At 54.8% G+C, this 17,925-nt stretch carries 8 protein-coding genes; 3 read left to right on the top strand and 5 right to left on the bottom strand.

All coding sequences use genetic code 11. The features are described 5' to 3' along the window. Positions 1-4 precede the first annotated feature (4 nt). Complete coding sequence (locus EKD02_RS07325; RefSeq protein WP_011889668.1) at positions 5-448, bottom strand: heme-binding domain-containing protein; 444 nt, start codon at positions 446-448, stop codon at positions 5-7. A 32-nt stretch (positions 449-480) separates the two neighbouring features. Here EKD02_RS07325 and EKD02_RS07320 point away from each other — a divergent pair, with 32 nt between their 5' ends. Further along, complete coding sequence (locus EKD02_RS07320; protein WP_126341742.1) at positions 481-804, top strand: transcriptional regulator; 324 nt, start codon at positions 481-483, stop codon at positions 802-804. Positions 805-824: 20 nt separating this feature from the next. On the opposite strand, the gene bshC is transcribed toward EKD02_RS07320, so the two are convergent. From bshC to EKD02_RS07305, 3 genes are read right to left on the bottom strand one after another with little or no spacing between them, the layout of a single operon-like run. Beyond that, complete coding sequence (bshC, locus tag EKD02_RS07315) at positions 825-2,516, bottom strand: bacillithiol biosynthesis cysteine-adding enzyme BshC (protein ID WP_126384756.1); 1,692 nt, start codon at positions 2,514-2,516, stop codon at positions 825-827. Positions 2,517-2,520: 4 nt separating this feature from the next. After that, positions 2,521-3,300, bottom strand: a complete 780-nt coding sequence (surE, locus tag EKD02_RS07310; RefSeq protein WP_126384754.1) for a 5'/3'-nucleotidase SurE — start codon at positions 3,298-3,300, stop codon at positions 2,521-2,523. Between the two features lie 18 nt (positions 3,301-3,318). Further along, positions 3,319-5,943, bottom strand: a complete 2,625-nt coding sequence (locus EKD02_RS07305; protein WP_244924420.1) for a patatin-like phospholipase family protein — start codon at positions 5,941-5,943, stop codon at positions 3,319-3,321. Between the two features lie 276 nt (positions 5,944-6,219). Here EKD02_RS07305 and accD point away from each other — a divergent pair, with 276 nt between their 5' ends. Beyond that, a complete protein-coding gene (gene accD / locus EKD02_RS07300) occupies positions 6,220-7,065 on the top strand; it encodes an acetyl-CoA carboxylase, carboxyltransferase subunit beta (RefSeq protein WP_126341739.1) in 846 nt (281 codons plus the stop codon). A 31-nt stretch (positions 7,066-7,096) separates the two neighbouring features. Here accD and thyX read toward each other — a convergent pair whose 3' ends face one another. Beyond that, positions 7,097-7,747: an FAD-dependent thymidylate synthase gene (gene thyX / locus EKD02_RS07295; RefSeq protein ID WP_126384751.1), complete on the bottom strand. Its 651-nt coding sequence runs from the start codon at positions 7,745-7,747 to the stop codon at positions 7,097-7,099. Positions 7,748-8,020: 273 nt separating this feature from the next. Here thyX and EKD02_RS07290 point away from each other — a divergent pair. After that, a partial coding sequence (locus EKD02_RS07290; RefSeq protein ID WP_126384749.1) for a LamG-like jellyroll fold domain-containing protein occupies positions 8,021-17,925 on the top strand: 9,905 nt, incomplete at its 3' end.

The raw sequence follows: 17,925 nt of genomic DNA, 5'->3' as shown, positions 1-17,925 counted from the left end.
TCTGTCAGGGTTTTTGAAGTGAGGCTTTGAGCCAGGTGATGACAGCTCCTCTCTCTCTGGGCGAGAGTGCTGACTGAGGTTTCCAGAGGTAGTAGAGCCTTTGATGCGCAGTCCCCTTTTCAACAGTTTGAAGCATTGTTGTGCGTAATTTTTCTGTTTTTTCGTTCTTTGCACTTTCCCATTCAGAAAAGTTCAGTGCGTTTCTGCCTGCCGACACGGTTCGGTAGATGACCCATGAGGCAGGCGCTATATACGCTGCCCTGGGCCAGTGGGTTTCATATGAATGGCAGTCGTAGCAGGCGGTTTTCACAACGCGCTGTATTGGCTGCGGGGCTTTGAAGCTGTTGCTGTCTGTTGCTGCAGGATTGATGCGGCGGAGAGGAATGAACTGGATCAGCAACAGGAGAAGAAGCGTCCAGCCGGCTATGGATCTGAATGAAGTGTTCATGACTGAAGAGTAACCTTTTAGACAGAGTTATCGTGATATTTCCCTGCGAAAAAGCCGTTTGGTACCATTTGCCGCAAATTCGCGCCGATATTGCCATAGGTCTTGTGAAGACCGGTATGACACAGTCACAGGCTGCAAAGATTCTGGGTGTGACCCCTGCTGCCGTATCACAGTATATCCATAAAAAACGGGGGCTCCAATTACCCAAAACCGAGGAGTACCAGAAAGAGATTGCTGCTGTTGTAGAGAAGCTCTGTGAAGGGATTTCCGCAGATGAACTCCGCATTCTCGTCTGTCGTTGCTGTCAGCTCCTCAGCCGGGAGAGCAATGATGGTATTTCGCTCTGCAGCTCCTGAGGGTTCCCGTCCGGGAAGTTCTACAGTTCCACAATGATGTGGGACTCCGTGGCATGGCCCTGCAGCTGGTTTTTGAGCGTGTCGATAAGGCTCATACCGTATTTGTTCAGGTAATAAAAAACATTGATGAGCCTTTCCTGAGGTATCCCTTCAGGGAAGAGTGCAGTCTCAGCTCTCTGTATCTGGTCGAGGAGTTCATCGTGTTTTCTCCGCCCCGCCTTCCAGGTTTTCTGCTCTATTCCCTCCACAATTTTCCCGGCCTGCGCCTTTGAGGCCGCAAGCATTCCCTCAAGCGTCGGATCTATTTTCGAGAGCACCGGTCCCAGAGCGTCCAGTGCGTTCTGAATCTCCTGTTTCGCCTGTTCAAATACAGGCTCAATTGTCCGGTTTTCAGCCATTGCCACGGCTTTGGTTTTCATTGCTTCAAGCTCGCTGAAGACGGCATGGTAGATCTGCTGCCGTGAAAAGCCGGGTCGGCCGGTTACCTGCAGCATTCTGTCCATGATGCGGCTGATTTTCGGCTCCACCAGTGTGAAGCTTCCGCGAGGGACTATGAAGGGCATGGTGATGCCGAAATGTTCGTAATTTTTTCGGTACTGCGCCAGATAGCTGATCTCTCCGGGTCCGGCGATGTAGGCGAAGGTGGGGAGCACGAAATCCTGCACAATGGGGCGAAGCACCACATTGGGGCTGAACCGTTCGGGATGGTCCTGCGCCGCTTCAAGCATCTGGTGTTTTGAGAACTGCTGCCGGCCGGAGGCAATGGTGAATGTTTCCCCTGAAGGTTTTTCTATTCTTTCCCTCTGCCCCAGATGGTTCAGGCTGAAGAGGTTGACCGCCCGCGGTTTGGTCTGTGCCCCGTAACCCAACTGTTCCAGCTTGGAGCTCTGTGCAACCACATTGTAGGATGTTGCCGGCGCGGTGTCTATTTCTTTTGCAAAGATCTCGGCTGAGAGCTGTTTGAAGGCCGGATCGAAGCTGGAGAGCAGTATCAGCGGCTGTTTGTGCATCAGCCGCATCAGTGTGGAGGCAAAGGCGTGCTCAACAGTTGCTCCCGGCCTGTAGCACCCTTTCAGGAGTGCGGCAATTTCCTCCCGGAAGTCGCTCTCCGGCAGCGCTTCAAGGAACCCGTTGAGAGTTTCCTGGATGGAGCTGTCGAAGATGGTGGTTGCCGTCATCTGGTCCTGCTCGCGCAGAGTTGTGTCGGCCCTGAACTTTGTAACACTGTTGCCTCTGAAAAGTGCTGTTGTGGCAGCTTCATCATAGTCGTGGTCTTCGCCCTCAAGCCAGAAAACGGGAACAAAATCATATTCTGGAAACAGGGATTTCTGGCGTTCGGCAAACACAATTGCCGTCAGTGCCTTGTATATGGTGTAGAGGGGGCCGGTAAAGAGTCCAAGCTGCTGGCCGGTGACGACCGCCATGCACCGCGGGGAACGGAGTTTTTCTATCTCCTGCTCCTGCAGGGGAGTGCATCCGTAGCTTCTGTTCTGAGCGAGGAGCATGTCGACCAGGGCGTCGCGGTTGAAGCGTCTTGAGGAGAGAAGGCCGAGCTGCCGGTAGTAATCCGCCTCTTTCTGATAGTCGAGATGAAAGCATTCTGCCAGAAGGGTGTTGCGGTGTGCCCCTTCAGCGGTATAGTCACGGAAAAGCTGTGAAAATCCTTTTTTCGGGGTCAGGATGTGGCGGTAGTCGAGAAGAAATGTGTTCACGCGATTATTGTTGCAGTTTCCATTGTTCAAGTGTGCCGAGAAAGTCCCTGTTGGTTAAATCGAAGGAGAGGGGGGTGATGGTCACGAAGTTCCGCCGGACGGCATATTCATCCTTGTCCATCTCGCTGTCCTGCAGCCTCAGGGTTCCGTTCAGCCAGTAGTAGGGATTGCCGTACATGTCGTTTCTCTCAATTGCATCCTCCGACCAGCGCGATCGGCCCTGTCGTGTAATAACCACCCCGGCAATGTCGGATTCGGGGACATTGGGGATGTTGGCAGAAAGGATCGTGTCAGCAGGCAGCCCTTTCTGCAGCACTTTGCGGGCAAGCTTTCGGGCGAATTTTCCTGCATAGGCGAAGTCGGCATGCTCATAAGTGGTCAGAGAGAACGCAATGGAGGTGACGCCCTGAATGGCCCCTTCAAGCGCTGCGGCAACGGTTCCGGAGTATATGGTGCTGGTGGCGGTGTTGCTTCCATAGTTGATTCCCGATACAATCAGGTCGGGCTTTACGGGCATAATGTGGCTCAGGGCCACCTTGATGCAGTCAACCGGGGTGCCTGAGACGGTATGTCCGAAAAAACGGTTGTTGCGCCGGAACTCCTTGATGCGCAGAGGCACGCCGAGCGTCATGGCGTGACTCATTCCACTATGTGGTTCGGCAGGTGCCACTACAGTTACATTGCCAAGTTTTTTCATTGAGGCGGCAAGCACATGAATGCCTTCTCCCTCAATGCCGTCATCATTGCACACCAGTATTTCGGGTCGTCTATCCTGTTTTGTCATGTATATGGTTTCATCTGTTCAGAAGTCGTGACCGAGGCTGAAATAGAAGACTGTGTCGGCAAAACGCAAGGTGGATGATTCCTGCTCATCCGCTTCACGAAGGAACGAAAATGCTTTTGCTGCGGTAAACCTCGCTGGCCCGATGGGCGTTTCCCAGACAAGGCTGGTTCCTATGCCGTGAATAAGTCTTGCCAGCGCTATCTCGTCGCGGTTTTCCCAGGCATTTCCTGCATTGTAGTTGAAGCGGAGCGCAGCGGGGAAGATGATGTCGAATGGTGGCTGGTACTGAAGCTGCAGCCCCGCCGAAGCAATGTTGTTGCCCGGGAGGGCATTTTCCTTCAGACCGATGAACCGACGGCTGTAGGATGTTCCCGGACCGCCGAGGAAAAACTTTTCCGAGAGGGGGACTGCGACGCTGCTTACTCCGAACATGCCTGAGAGCTGCAGGGTTGTGCGCTCGCCGACGGGGATGTTGTGCTCATGCGTTCCGGAGAATTGCCAGAAGGGATTCTTGTTTTCCATGGCCGGCGTGGTGATGGCGTAGCGAAGGTCGGTATAGTTTCCCGCTGTTGCTATCAGGGCGTTGTCGCGGGAGTCTATGGTGAGCCGGGAGCCGATGGAGAGCAGATCCATGGTCTCTGTCTCGAATCCCTCAAGCCCCTCCCTATCAGTGCTTGATCTGGAGTTCTGGAGGGTGATGTCGGCAATGAACTTTCCGTTTTTACGGATTCGGGTGCCGAATGCCGTGCTGAAGCCATATTTCTGAATGTCATAAGAGCCGCTGCTGAATGAGCGGGTGTGGAAAAACTGTTTGTCGAAGACAATGTTTGCATGCTCAAAATCATGTTTGTCGTAAAACAGCCTTGAAGACATGGTGAAGTTGGTCGAGCCGATGCGTGGCATGTTGTACTCAATGTTCGCCACATTGTTTTTCCTGCCAACTTTCAGCCATCCTCCCAGCGAGTTGGTTGTTCCTGCAAGGTTTTCATTCCTGTAATCAAGCAGGAACTGGGCATTGCTGGTTTCATCGTAACGAAGTCCTATGCGGAGCACCGAGGCGGGTTTTTCATCCAGTGAGAACTTCAGGAGGGTACGTTTGTCATCTCCCTCGGCGGAGGATTCTGCCGATACCGAAACACGGTTGAACACCCCTGTGTCATAAAGGTTTTTGACCGAAGAACGGGCCTCTCGGAGACGAACCACTGTTGTTGTGTCGACCTTTATTTCCCGGTTTACCGGAGTCGGGCCGGTAATGTTGCGGTCCTGCGACACGGTGATTGCATCGGCCCTGCCGGAGCTGACCCGAACCTGCAGTGTGGAGCCGGTAAATCCGGTGCGCGTGATGTAGACGAGGCTGTAGCCTTTGTCGCGGTAAGCCCTCACAAGGCTTTCAAGGGCTCTGGTTCCAGCTCTGTTGGTGTAGACGCGATCCATCAGTGGCGAGAAACACGCCCGCTGTTCATCAGGCGAGAGTGCGCCGGGAGGGCCGCCGCTGATCTGTATTCTCCTGATGGCCGGCAGGGGGGTGAGGTGGAAAACGGTCTGTTTTTTTCGGGCATCAACCTCTGCATACACTCTGGTGAACAGGTCTGTTTCAAGCAGTTCGCGAAGTGCGGTGCGTGGATCGACTGCATTGCGGACAATGCCTGAAACGATGTGGTAGTGTTCAATGAACTCAGGGCTCTCTGTGGGAAAGCTGATCCTTTTGGTGTGCCCTGCAATCGATCTACCAGAAGGGGACGATTTTTGCTGCTTCTCAACGCCCCGTCTGATGGTGCCCGCCAGAGCTTTGCCTTTCGAATATCCCAAGGCGACAAGACTGTCGATATCTGAAAAGTCAGTAGCCATGTGGGTTTCCAATTCGGGGCGGATGACGATGTCGGCCTTCTCAAGCTGTGCCGGGTACTGGAGTTTCGTCAGGATTGTCAGCGCCTGGTCGGCGGCTTTCCAGGGAAGGTCAAGTTCCCGACCCGTGGAATACATGCTGCCGTGCGCATCCACGGCAATTTTGTAGCCTGCGTTGAACGACTCCAGTTCATCCACCGGAAGGTTGGCAACCAGACCCCCGTCAACCAGACGGCGCTGACCGCGCGCAATGGGGGAAAACAGAACCGGAATGGTGCTGCTTGCCCGCATTGCTTCTGAGAGCGGGCCGGATGACAGTGTGACCCGTTCGCCCGATATCAGGTCGGTCGTGACCGCCCTGAACTGAACCGGCAGGGAGGAAAAGTTATCTGTTACCGGATAGAGAGCGTTGAGCGCCAGAATGTCGAGTGTTTCGGTCAGGGCCTGTGCGGAACTGAGTGAACGGGGGATGATGAGCTTCAGTTTTTCAAAACGGATGGCTATCGTGGAGCGGTCACGCACTCGTTGCTGTTCAAGAAAGATATTGGAGCGGGAGTAGTTGTTGTTCCCTATACTGACAATAGATTCCCATGGAAGAGTATGGGCTATCGTCTCAAGTTCGCCGGGTGTGTAGCCGCAACTGTAGAGCCCTCCAATGACGGCACCCATGCTTGTGCCCGCAATGAAATCAACAGGAACCCCTTCTTCTTCAAGCGCCTTGAGCACTCCTATCTGGGACAGACCATTGGCTCCTCCTCCGGAAAGAGCCAGACCAACCGTTTTCCTTGCCGGACGCATGGCAGGAAGAAGCTCATAGCGCTGCATGGGAATCGACAGCGTGTCGGGCAATACCCTTACCGTCCGGGGGGCGGCGCCGGTTTCCGTTGTGACCAGTGTGGCTGAAAAGGAGGCCAGAAGGAAAGTCGAGATGAGGAGTTTTCTCAGGTTCAGCAAGAAGCGGGCTCCTTTAATAAATGGCTGATGTCAAGGGGGAGCATGAAGGCTCTTTTGAGATTGTGGTGCCGACTTTATATCTTGTACTCTAATGTATAACCTTTAGTCTTAATTGTAAAGATGGCCTGGTTCAAACGGGTAACACCCTCTATTCGCACTACCGACAAACGGGATACACCCGAAGGGTTGTGGGCAAAGTGTGACAGCTGCGGCGCCATGCTGCACAAGAAACAGCTTGAAGACAACCTGTTTACCTGTCCCCAGTGCGCACACCATTTCAGGATTGCCCCATACAAGTATTTTTCCCTGCTGTTTGATGAGGGTGAGTGCACGGAGTTCGACCAGAACCTCCGTGCTGCCGACCCCCTCAGCTTCACCGACACCAAGCACTACCCCGACCGCGTGCACGACACCATAGAGAAAAGCGGAAAAACCGAGGCAGTACGGAACGCCTACGGTAAGTGTGAAGGAGCCGATCTCGTTGTCTCAGCCATGGATTTCGGGTTCATTGGAGGTTCAATGGGTTCAGTCGTCGGAGAGAAAATCGCCCGTGCCGCCGACAGGGCCATACAGCTTGACGCCCCTCTCCTCGTCATTTCCCAGTCCGGCGGAGCCAGAATGATGGAAGGAGCCTTCAGCCTCATGCAGATGGCTAAAACCGCCGCACGCCTCACCCGCCTCGGCGAGAAAAAACTTCCCTTCATCTCCCTCATGACCGACCCCACCATGGGCGGCATCAGCGCATCCTTTGCCATGCTCGGCGACCTCAACATCAGCGAACCCAAAGCACTCATCGGCTTCGCCGGCCCCCGAGTCATCCGCGACACCATCAAGCGCGATCTCCCCGAAGGGTTCCAGCGTGCTGAGTTCCTGCTTGAACACGGGTTTGTTGACATGATTGTCCATCGCAAAGAGCTCAAGCAACGCCTCGCCAAGACCCTTGCCATGATGAGGGTGGAAGTCTAAAAAGGGCTGGCGGATATTTGCTTTCCGGAGTTCAGCTCCAACCAAGGGCTGAGGCTGTAACAGGGAACTGCTTGACGAATATTGCCATTATTCCATCCGCGATGTCCCGATGCTCCTTCTGGGTTGATGGGTCGGTGCGCACCTCGAGGTAGTGTATCCAGCTGCGGATTGACCCCTTCATGTAGAGTTTTGTCTGTGTCGCCAGCGGCAACAGCGCCCGTGCGCACTCTTTGGCTATGCCCTTCTCCAGCGCCTCCTCATACAGAGCCATACTCTCTTTTGCCATCTGCTCCTGTGCGCGGTCGAACCACGCAACCGTTTCCGGCGGCAGGTCGTCGAGCGAGTTCTGGCGGTTCTTGCTGTCCTGCCGGCGCGGCGTGTAGCGCTCAATTGACTGCGCCTGCGCATATCTTTGGGAAAATTCCTGGAATTGGAAGCTTTTATGACGGAGAATCTGTGGAGAAATCGCCCGGGAGGTCACGATCTCGACCGTCATGTCCGCCATCTCGAAGATGCTCCAGTGCTTGTGCGCGATGCAGTAGGCAAGGAGCTTCTCATAGTCGGTGCTCTCCTGATGCGGGCTCGATACCCTCGCACAGTAAGCCATGAGGCCTTCGGCGGTAAGGCTTTGGCCCTCTATGTCGATTTGCGGTGCAGTCAGGGCAATGAGGCGAACCTGCATGGGAGGTTGGGATGAATGGTTCAAAAACCTAAATATACATCAACCGCCTGTTCCCTCCAATTCAGGCATAGGGTGTCTTTTACCGAGTCCTGTTGATGCAAACTATCGCCGCGAGTTTGGTTTCGTGGAGTTCGCGGGCACGCTGTCATTGAGGCTTCAATGTCAGAAATGTGAGGAAATGTGAGGATTGAGGGCTACGGTCTTTGCATATGTTTTGTGATATTAATATTAACTTTACTGTAGTATGAATTTTCCCGTTTTCCCCCTTTGTTCATGAGCGGTCCGCTTGACAACAAAAGGCGCGGTAAAGGGATGTTTCTTGCCCTTGAACCTCGCATACTCCTTGATGCTGCCGCTGCAGTGCTTGCCGGCGACCTCATTCAGGAAGCCCTTACGGCCGACAGCGATGCTGGTACTGTTGAACGCGCGCAGGTGGAGCCGACGGCCGATGCCGAGGATGCGACCACGGACAGCCCTGAAACGCAGGCTGATACTTACGATACGGCTGACAGCGCTGATGCAGCTGCCTCCCCGTTAGATGCTGCAGCAGAAGTTCATCCGCTTGACATTGTTCCCGCTGCAGACGGCAGCGCTGATGCCCGCCATGAAATAGCGTTCGTCGACGCCTCGGTTCCTGAGGCCGACAGCCTCGTCTCCGGCCTGCCTGACAGGGTTGAGGTGTACCGGATTGACGCCGGCAGTTCCGGCATCGCCCAGATCACCGAAATCCTCAACACCCGGACGGATATCGACGCCGTGCATATCCTCAGCCATGGTACTTCGGGTTCCCTCAGGATCGGCAGCGACACACTCAGCACAGATACCATAGACTTCTACGCTTCGCAGCTTACCGCCATCGGGCGTTCACTCTCGGCCGACGGAGACATACTGCTCTATGGCTGCGACATCGGTCAGGACAGTGATTTCGTTCTGCGTTTCAGCCAAATCACCGGAGCGGATGTTGCCGCATCAACTGATGATACTGGCTCGGCAGCACTCGGTGGTGACTGGGAACTCGAACATGAGGTGGGTACGATTGATGCAGATGTGATTGTGTCGGACGACTATAGCGGGATCCTTGGCGACAATGCACCCGCTGTAGGGTCCGGTCAGGCTCTTGATTTTGACGGAGTGAATGATAAGGTAGTCGTAGCTGATTCCGACGCCCTGGATCTTTCCGGTTCATTCACCATCGAGGCCTGGATTATGCCGCAGGGGAGCGGTTCCAGCAGTACAGATGGGGGGATGATTCTTAATAAGGAAAACAGTTATGAAATAGCGTGGCGTCAAGATGGAAGCATTTACTATGCGCTCAATGACGACGACGCCTCACTTGATTGGGTCTGGGTCGATACCGGCCTTGATGCACCTGTGGACCAGTGGAGCCATCTGGCGTTCATCAAGAGCGGTACTTCGCTCAAGGTAATCCTTACCAGCGAGGCGGGTGTGAGTTCGACCTATGCTGCCAGCACTTTTGCCGGTCAGCCTGAGCCAACGACTGAACCGCTTACCATAGGGGGCCGTCCCGCCGGCACCCATTTCAATGGACTTATCGATGAAGTCCGTATCTGGAGCGATGCCCGTACCGATACCGAAATCACCACCAGCCTCTATTCCCGCCTTTCCGGCACCGAACAGGGGCTTGTGGGGTCCTGGGACTTTGAAGAGCCCTCAGGAACAACGGCGTATGACCGGAGTCCTTCAGCCAACAACGGCACCTTGACCAACTTTGTTTCTACCGACAGGACCTCTGAAAGTGCTCCCGTGTCGGAGCGTGCCGGTGCGCTGGTGCTTGACGGAGCAGATGATTATGTCGCCCTGTCAGGGCTCGGTGTGGACACGACGACCGCCAATGCCAAGACGACGGTGGCGTTCTGGATGAACTGGGACGGGGCAGGCGGCATGCCGTTCGGATGGGATGTTCCGTACGACCTTTATTTCGCCTCGAATTATTTCGGATTCAATTCGGGGACAAGCGATATATGGGGTATCAGTTCGATCGGTCTCGAGAACCGGTGGGTACATGTGGCGGCAGTTTTCAATAACGGGGACATCACGCAGTCTAAGCTGTACCTCAACGGCGTAGAGCAGACGTTGACGCAGGTTCTGGGAAGCTCTGTTTCGCAAAATGTCACCTCATCGGCCGCCATCGGGCGCTGGGAGTATTCATCGAACTATTTCTTCGACGGCCGGATAGACGACCTGCGCATCTATTCACGAGAACTTTCCGGAGCAGAAATCGCCGCGACCATGAACACCGAGCTGAATGGTTCGGAAGCGGGTCTCGAGGCCTATTACACCTTCAACGACGCCGGCGGCAGTGTGGCGGTCGATTCCAGTCCGAGCCGTCTCAATGGAACACTTTACGGTGGAGCATCCTTAACGACCGCGGCTTCTCCCGTGCAGCGAGCCACCGGCATGGGGCTGGTGTTCGACGGGACAGATGACTATGTGAACGCCGGCGCTAATGCCGCCCTGCAGATAACCGGAGACCTGACGGTAGAAACCTGGGCAAACTTCGAGTCTCTGGACCATAATTCCGCACCAAGTACTCTGGTTCTGCAGGGGTTAGGCAGTATTGACAACAGCCAGAGTTCGAACAATATCCTATACCTGTTCAGGATCAACACCGACAAGACCCTGAATGTTTTCTGGGAGTATGGTACAGGCACGAATGTTACGCTGACCTCAACCATTGCGGCGTCTGTCAATGCCGGAGAGTGGCATCATTATTCCTTCGTAAGGGATGCTGCGAACAAGACGCTTACTTTTCTGGTTGATGGTGTCAAGTTGGGGGAGGCAATTTCCTATAGCTCAAATCCAGTAGGAGGAGACAGTACCCCTCTCATAATAGGTGCGGAATACCAATATGACGGTGCCGTTGTCAGTGAATTCAAGGGGATGATTGATGATGTGCGCATATGGAATGTCGCCCGTTCGGCAGCGGAAATAGCAGCTGCAATGTCCTCACGCCTGGCCAGCACTACCGCAAACCTCGTTGCCAACTTCCGCCTCGATGAACAGGGGTCATCGACCATAAAGAGCTCCAACGGGACCTATACCGGCACTCTTTCCGGCAACCCGCAGTTCGTCACAAACTACTACATCGATACCCTGGTGACCGATCAAGGGACAGGGATCCTTCCTGCCTATGATGTTGATACTTCCGGCACCCTTACCTTCAGCACGACCCGTGCTCCATTGAAAGGTACGCTGACATGGACTGATGCTGCTGCGGGCGCGTTCACCTATACGCCGAATGCTGCTGCTACCGGCATCGACACCTTTTTCTATGAGGTTAGCGACGGTTCGCTGACCTCAGCCCCGAGAGAAGTCCTCGTGAGCATACTGGATGGCAATCAGGCGCTGGATTTTGACGGAGTGGATGACTATGTCGATCTGGGAATTAATCAAACGACGCTCGGCAACACGTTCACAATCTCTGCCTGGGTCAACCCTGATGGCGCATGGACAAACTACAGAGGGATTGCCGGGGATCATTATGACTCTTTGGCAAGCGGCGGCACGGCCGGCATTAATTTTGGGCTATATAATAGTGCTGAACCAGAAGGTGCCGGAATAGTGTTCACCATTGGCACGGGAGTTGAACAGGTTTGGTCTTCGGTCAGGATAGACACTTCCCTGATCCCTGCGAATGATTGGTCGCATGTATCAATGGTTGTCAGTGCCGACGCTACGACTGCAGACAACTATATCAAAGTCTATGTCAATGGCCTACTGGTAGGGGAAAAGACAGGCGTTGCTGCATTTACGCCAAAAGATGGCTTCACCATCGGTCGCGCTTTTAACGGCAATGATCGATACTTTGATGGTCAGATCGATGAGTTTCAAATCTGGGACACCGCCCGCAGCGAAGCCGAAATCCGCGAGTACATGTACCGGGAACTGCCGGATATGGTTGTCAGTGGCGGCGACCTTGTAGCGTACTACCGTTTCAATGAGAGCTCCGGAACATTGTTATATGATGCCAGAGGGGGCGCCGACGGCACATTGCTCAATATGGATGATGCCGACCGGGTAACCTCCGCCGCCCAGTTCGGACCGAAGAATGCGCTGGATTTCGACGGGACGAATGACTATGTCAATCTCGGTTCCTTCACCGATTTCTACGGCAGCAATTATGATTCCGACTACACGATCAGCGCCTGGGTGAAGCCTGCCGATACGGCCTTGAACCAGAGCATCTTCTACGCCCGCGAGAACACCGCCGACGAAAAATACCTCGACCTGTGCGTCAACAGCGACGGGACCCTCACCTTCATCGTCAGAACGATATATCCCGATACTCAAGGGTCGGTGACCTCTACGGTAAGGGTGGACGACGGGCGGTGGCACAATGTCACGGCGGTGAAGTCCGGCTCCGTCCACACGCTCTATATTGACGGGGTATCTGCCGGTATGTTCACGCTCGGCGAGAACCTGATGCAGCTCGACTATTTCTACATAGGCGCCTCGAGGACGGACAGTAACAACATCGCTCAGTTTTTCAATGGTCGGATCGACGAGTTCCGCCTATGGGACAAGGCTCTCAGCGCCTCCGAGCTGCGCGATACAATGATGCGCAGCCTCACCGGCAACGAAAGCGGGCTGGCAGCCTATTACAACTTCGACAACAGTTCCGGCTCCGTCCTGCAGGACTTTTCGGGCGGAGGGCATGACGGCACCCTCGTCAACATGGATTCGGTGACCGACTGGGTGGCTTCCGTGGCATTCAATACCTGGCTGAACACCTCTTCGACCGCCTGGGCGATGGCAACGAACTGGAGTCTCGGCAGCGTTCCCGTTTCCACGGACAATGTCGGTATCTATTCCTATGCAGGCAGCTCAAGCCCGACGCTGAGTTCCGCTGCAACCGTCAACAATTTCCTGCTCGGAACCGGGGCCACATTCACCCTCTCGGCAAACCTTACGGTCAACGGTTCCCTGATCCTGGAGAACGACCTCGATCTCAACGGGCAGGTCATCACCCTCGGCGGCAGCGCCATGCTGGTCGAAGACGGCGGAAGAGCTTACGGTACTTCCGGAAGCATCACCACAACCCGCACCCTCAGCAACATCAGCGGAGTGGATGTTGCCGGTCTTGGGGCCGAGATCACTACCGTAGCCGATATGGGGAGCACCATCATCACCCGCACCCATGTTGCAGATACCGAACCAGTCACCCTCAAACGCTCCTATACCCTTACCCCGATCACCAATACAGGCCTGAACGCCACTCTCGTATTCCACTACGACGATCAGGAACTGAACGGCCTGAGCGAAAGTGACCTCAAGCTGTACACCTCAACAGACAGCGGTTCGACCTGGATGTTTATTGGCGGTACGGTGGACGCGACAGCCAATACCGTGACGCTGGCAGGTCTCGGAAGTTTAAGTCTCGTTACCCTCGGTGTCAACGCCCCTGCGGTAACGGCAAGCGCCGGGACGACGGCCTTTACAGAATCCGCTTCGGCGTCGTCTTCCGCTGATGCGAAGAAGATCGACGAAGGCATTACGGTTTTCGCCCGCTCGGGCGAAATACTGACCGGTGCTACGGTGTCGATCACGGGTAATTTCAAGAGTGGTGAAGATATATTGGCATTCGCGAACGACAGTTCGACGATGGGAGACCTGACGGGCAGTTACGACTCGGCCACGGGCGTACTGACCTTGAGTTCCTCAGGAGGGGTTACTGCTGCGCAGATGCAGGCGGCCCTGCGTGCGGTGACCTACCGCAACACGAGTGAGACGCCGACCGAAAGCACCAGGACGGTTTCGTTCGTGGTGAATGACGGATCGGTCGGTTCGGTGGTCGTAACCAAGTTGGTGAGCGTCGCCGCCACCAACGACGCGCCGGTCGCGGGTGCTGATTCGGCAGCCGTCAGTGAGGACGCAACGGGTACCGGCAATGTTTTCCTGAACGATACGGACCGGGATTTCCAGACCACGGGGATAACGGTCAACAACGGCTCTACGACCAATCAGGGGCTGGTTTTTGACGAAAGACCTGCGGGGACGACGCTGCTCGGCGGAGCAACATCACTTGATATATCGATAATATTCTCCAGCACCGACAGTAGCGGCGACGCGCCCATATTCTCTTATGCCGCCGCAACCGGTAGTACTAATGAGTTGCTTTTCGATGCTAATTACGGCAGTTCCGGGAGCTTGGACTGGTGGTTCGGTAATACCGCTTTAAACGATTCCGGCATAACCAGCGCGGAACTTCTGGACGGCAATGTCCATACTCTGCGTTTTACCTGGATAAGCGCCACCGGGGCAACCGCTTTTTACCTGGACGGCGTCCAGAAAAGCTTGACGACCCATTTTACCAACTCTTCGCTTGGTTCTGACGGCGTGCTGGTTCTGGGTCAGGAGCAGGACAGCGTCGGCGGCGGCTGGAGCACCTCCCAGGTGTTCAGCGGCACCTATTATGGCGTGAGTATCACTGCCGGTGACGGCACAACCACCCGAACGGCCCATTGGGACATGTCCGGGGCTCAGGACGGAACCGTGACGTCGGAGAGCGGCGACTATGATCTGACACTGGCCGGTTCCCCCACGCTCGTGAACCAGCTCTCGGTGAGTGCCATCAGGACCGGGACGGAGGCCGATTCCGGTACGTCGGGTACAGTGGGTCAATCGCTTGCCGGTACCTACGGGACCTTGACCATCAACGCGGACGGTTCGTATTCATACAGCGCTGATACAAGTGCGGCAGATGCTATTGCCGTCGGATTGTCTGCAACGGATACTTTTACCTATTCGGTTTCTGACGGGGGCCTGACCGATACGGCAGAACTGGTGTTTACCGTGAACGGAATGAACGATGCTCCGCTCATCTCTTCCGTGTCCGCAGGGGGAGTTGCCGATATGGCTAACAGCAGCACCCTTGGTTCAACGAGTGGCCTGTCTGGGCAACTGTCGGGCAATGATTTGGACGCTGGTACCACATTGACTTACGGGGTGAGTTCCGGTACCACGGGTGGCGGCTATACATCCGGAGGCGTAACCTACGATGTCAGCAAGGCCGGTAGCTATGGAACCATATACATCGAAAGCACTACTGGCAAGTACCTGTTCGTACCCGTTGTGGCCAGTGTTGATGCGCTCCCTGCCGGTGCGGCCCCATCGGACAGTTTTACGGTTAGCGTGAGCGACGGGTCGCTTACAGCCACTCAGACATATACTGTCAATTTCACTGGAGCTAATGACCCGCTGTTCCTGTATCCCGATTCCGATCTTATCCAGCAGGCAAGCTCGACAGGCATCGCCCTGAAAAATGCAGACGGGAGCCCTGCCTCCGGCATCGCCATTCGTGGTATTGCCACCGATGGCACCTATATGTACATCGCTGACGATAGCGGCGCGTCTTCTTTAACTATCGTCCGCTTCACCATGGAGGGGACAATGGTTGATACCCGCGAAGTTGCGGAGCTTCCTGTGGGCTGGAACCAGATGGTCTACCTTGACGGGGCCATATACTTCAGGAGTTATAATGTTAATTCTGATTCTAACAATGGACTCTATCGCATTGCCACTTCCAACTGGTCAACCGCAGCAGTTTCCAGCGTAACCGTTCCGGAGGGCCATCCCCTGTTGATTGGTGATTGGTGGATGCACGGAAACCTCTTCACCACTCCCGATGGCCGGATCGGGGTGCTGGGTCAGCAGGATGGAAACTATGATACCCTGGTCCGTTTGTACTCAGTGTCTGACGATGGACTGACTCTTACTCATGTCCAGGATATTACTATATACGATACCGTTGAGTTTCCGAAGGATAGCCATGGTGCGGCTTCTGACGGCCAGTATCTGTATGTGATGAGCATTAATGCCGGCTATAGGGTCTACAGCCTCATTGACGGCAGTTTCGTCTACGACAACAGTTCCGTCGACGGGGGCGGTAGCTGGACCATGCAGACGCCCGCCCTGGGCGATACTGCTGCAATCGGCAATGCGACCTATTTGACGAGGAACCCGCTTACGGGGGCATTCATCTGGGCGGATTACAACAATGCACGGGTGGTTTCCAGTGCGGGTGTCGTGCCCTCATTCACCGTGACCGAAGATGTTGCCGGCAATCTCACCTTTACCGGCACACCATTCGCTGATATCGATGGGGACACGCTGACCGTAACGCTCAGTGTAGACGACGGCACGATTGCAGGTTCCACCGGAACCGGCATCACCATCGGGGGCAGCGGAACCGCGAGGACATTCGCAGGCAGTGCTGCAGACTTGAATACCTATTTCGGAACGGCTGGCAAGATTACCTACACTGCCGCTCAGGACAGCACGGTATCTCGTGCGTTGAGGGTCAGCGTGACCGACGGGACGCTGAGCTCGAGCCTGCAGGCGGTAATTGCCGTGACCGGGGTCAACGATGTGCCGGTTTTCAGTTCACCTGTATCGGTGTCTGCTGCTGAGAATCAGACTGCGGTGCAGACCGTTGCTGCTACCGATGTCGAAGGTACAACGCTCACATACAGTGTCGTTGACGGTGCTGATCAAGCGCAGTTTGCAATCAACAGCAGCACCGGAGTGCTCACCTTCGTCACTGCCCCGAATTATGAATCGCCAGCGGATAATGGCGGTAACAATGTCTATGAAGTCACTGTCCGGGCCAGTGATGGCTCGCTTCATGTTGATCAAGCGGTCGCGGTAACGGTTACTGATGTCAATGAGGCACCGACGCTGACAGAAGTAAAAAATCTGGCTGGAGGCATAGAAGACATTCCTTATGTCGTAAGTTACGCAACTCTTGCGGCGGCAACCAACGAGGCTGATGTTGAGGGTGATACCCTGTCGTTTCGTATTGAATCGGTAACGAGCGGCACGCTTACCAAAGACGGGAGTGCGGTAAGGGAGGGGGAGACGCTGCTTTCAAACGGTGAAAGTCTTGTGTGGACGCCCACTACAGATGCCAATGGTAACCTCGCCGCATTCACCATCAAGGCATGGGATGGCAGTTCGCTGTCAAGCAGTGCCTTGATGGTGAATGTTGATGTTGTTTCGGTTGTTGATTTAGGTGCTATGAATTTGACTGATACATTTTATACCAATACCTATCGAAACACAGTATGGACATATTATTCGATGAGTCTCAGCAACTCATCGGGTTCCGTTCCATCAGGCTCAGTATGGGGGAGTTACATATATACCGATGATTCGAGCATAGGGCCTGCGCTCTGGTATGAGATCGGGGCGTATACATCAGCAAGCGTGACCATCCAGATACTTCCGGGACAGGATTCTTATGCATCGGGGACAAACAATGGAGTTACTACATATTCCTATGGCAGTTGGACGGGGTCTTATGATATCATCACCACTGCCACAGGGGCAGTAGCGAATGTCAACCCGGTAGCCTCTGATGACGCAAAAGCAGTTGCGGAAGACGCTGCAGTGTCCGGTAATGTCCTGACTGACGGAACTACTGACAGCGATGATGACGGCGGTACATTGAGCGTTATAGGCATACGGCTGGGTTCTTCGGGTGCGGCAGGTGTTGTCGGAAGTGTCTTGAGGGCTGAATACGGGAGTCTGACAGTAGGCAGTAACGGCAGTTATAGCTATGTGGCTGATCAGGCGGCTGCAGATGCACTTGCGGCAAGTGTTACAGCCGAGGACATATTCACATACACTATATCCGATGGTCAGGGTGGAACGGATACGGGGCAACTGGTCATCACAGTAACCGGCATAAATGACGCGCCGACATTGACGGGACTGGACGCAAGCACGGTTCTCGAGAACGCTGTGGCATCGTTGATGGATGGTGATCTCATCTTTGGTGATGTGGATTCCGTGAATCTGGATGGCGGCACGCTGACGGTAAGCGGTCTGGATAGTGAAGATGTGGTGTCGATAGCGACAAGCGTGATGAATGTGTCGGGTGCAATCCAGCGCTCCGGAACTGATGTGCAGGTTGGCAATGGTTCAACATGGACGACCATCGGGACGATCGGGACCACGACAGGCACGACAGGATCCGGAGAGGACCTTGTCATCACCTTCAACAGCAGCGCCACGCCGACGAATGTTGACGCTCTTCTGCAGTCGTTGACATTCTACAACAACGACGATACCCCGACAGCGAGCCGCACCTTGAGTATTACGGTAACGGATGGCGATGGCGGCACGACAGGAGCACAGTCAGCTGTTGTGAATGTGAC

Origin of the sequence: Chlorobium phaeovibrioides, assembly GCF_003968655.1 — a bacterium.
Lineage (GTDB): Bacteria > Bacteroidota > Chlorobiia > Chlorobiales > Chlorobiaceae > Chlorobium > Chlorobium phaeovibrioides.
The sequence above is the reverse complement of the archived record's forward strand: the minus strand, read 5'-3'. Positions and strand labels throughout refer to the sequence as shown.

What these genes read in the sequence shown, in the direction of transcription:
- EKD02_RS07325 (WP_011889668.1), bottom strand. Translation starts at nt 448, where the DNA reads ATGAACACTTCATTCAGATCCATAGCCGGCTGGACGCTTCTTCTCCTG.
- surE (WP_126384754.1), bottom strand. Translation starts at nt 3,300, where the DNA reads ATGACAAAACAGGATAGACGACCCGAAATACTGGTGTGCAATGATGAC.
- EKD02_RS07305 (WP_244924420.1), bottom strand. Translation starts at nt 5,943, where the DNA reads ATGCGTCCGGCAAGGAAAACGGTTGGTCTGGCTCTTTCCGGAGGAGGA.
- accD (WP_126341739.1), top strand. Translation starts at nt 6,220, where the DNA reads ATGGCCTGGTTCAAACGGGTAACACCCTCTATTCGCACTACCGACAAA.
- thyX (WP_126384751.1), bottom strand. Translation starts at nt 7,747, where the DNA reads ATGCAGGTTCGCCTCATTGCCCTGACTGCACCGCAAATCGACATAGAG.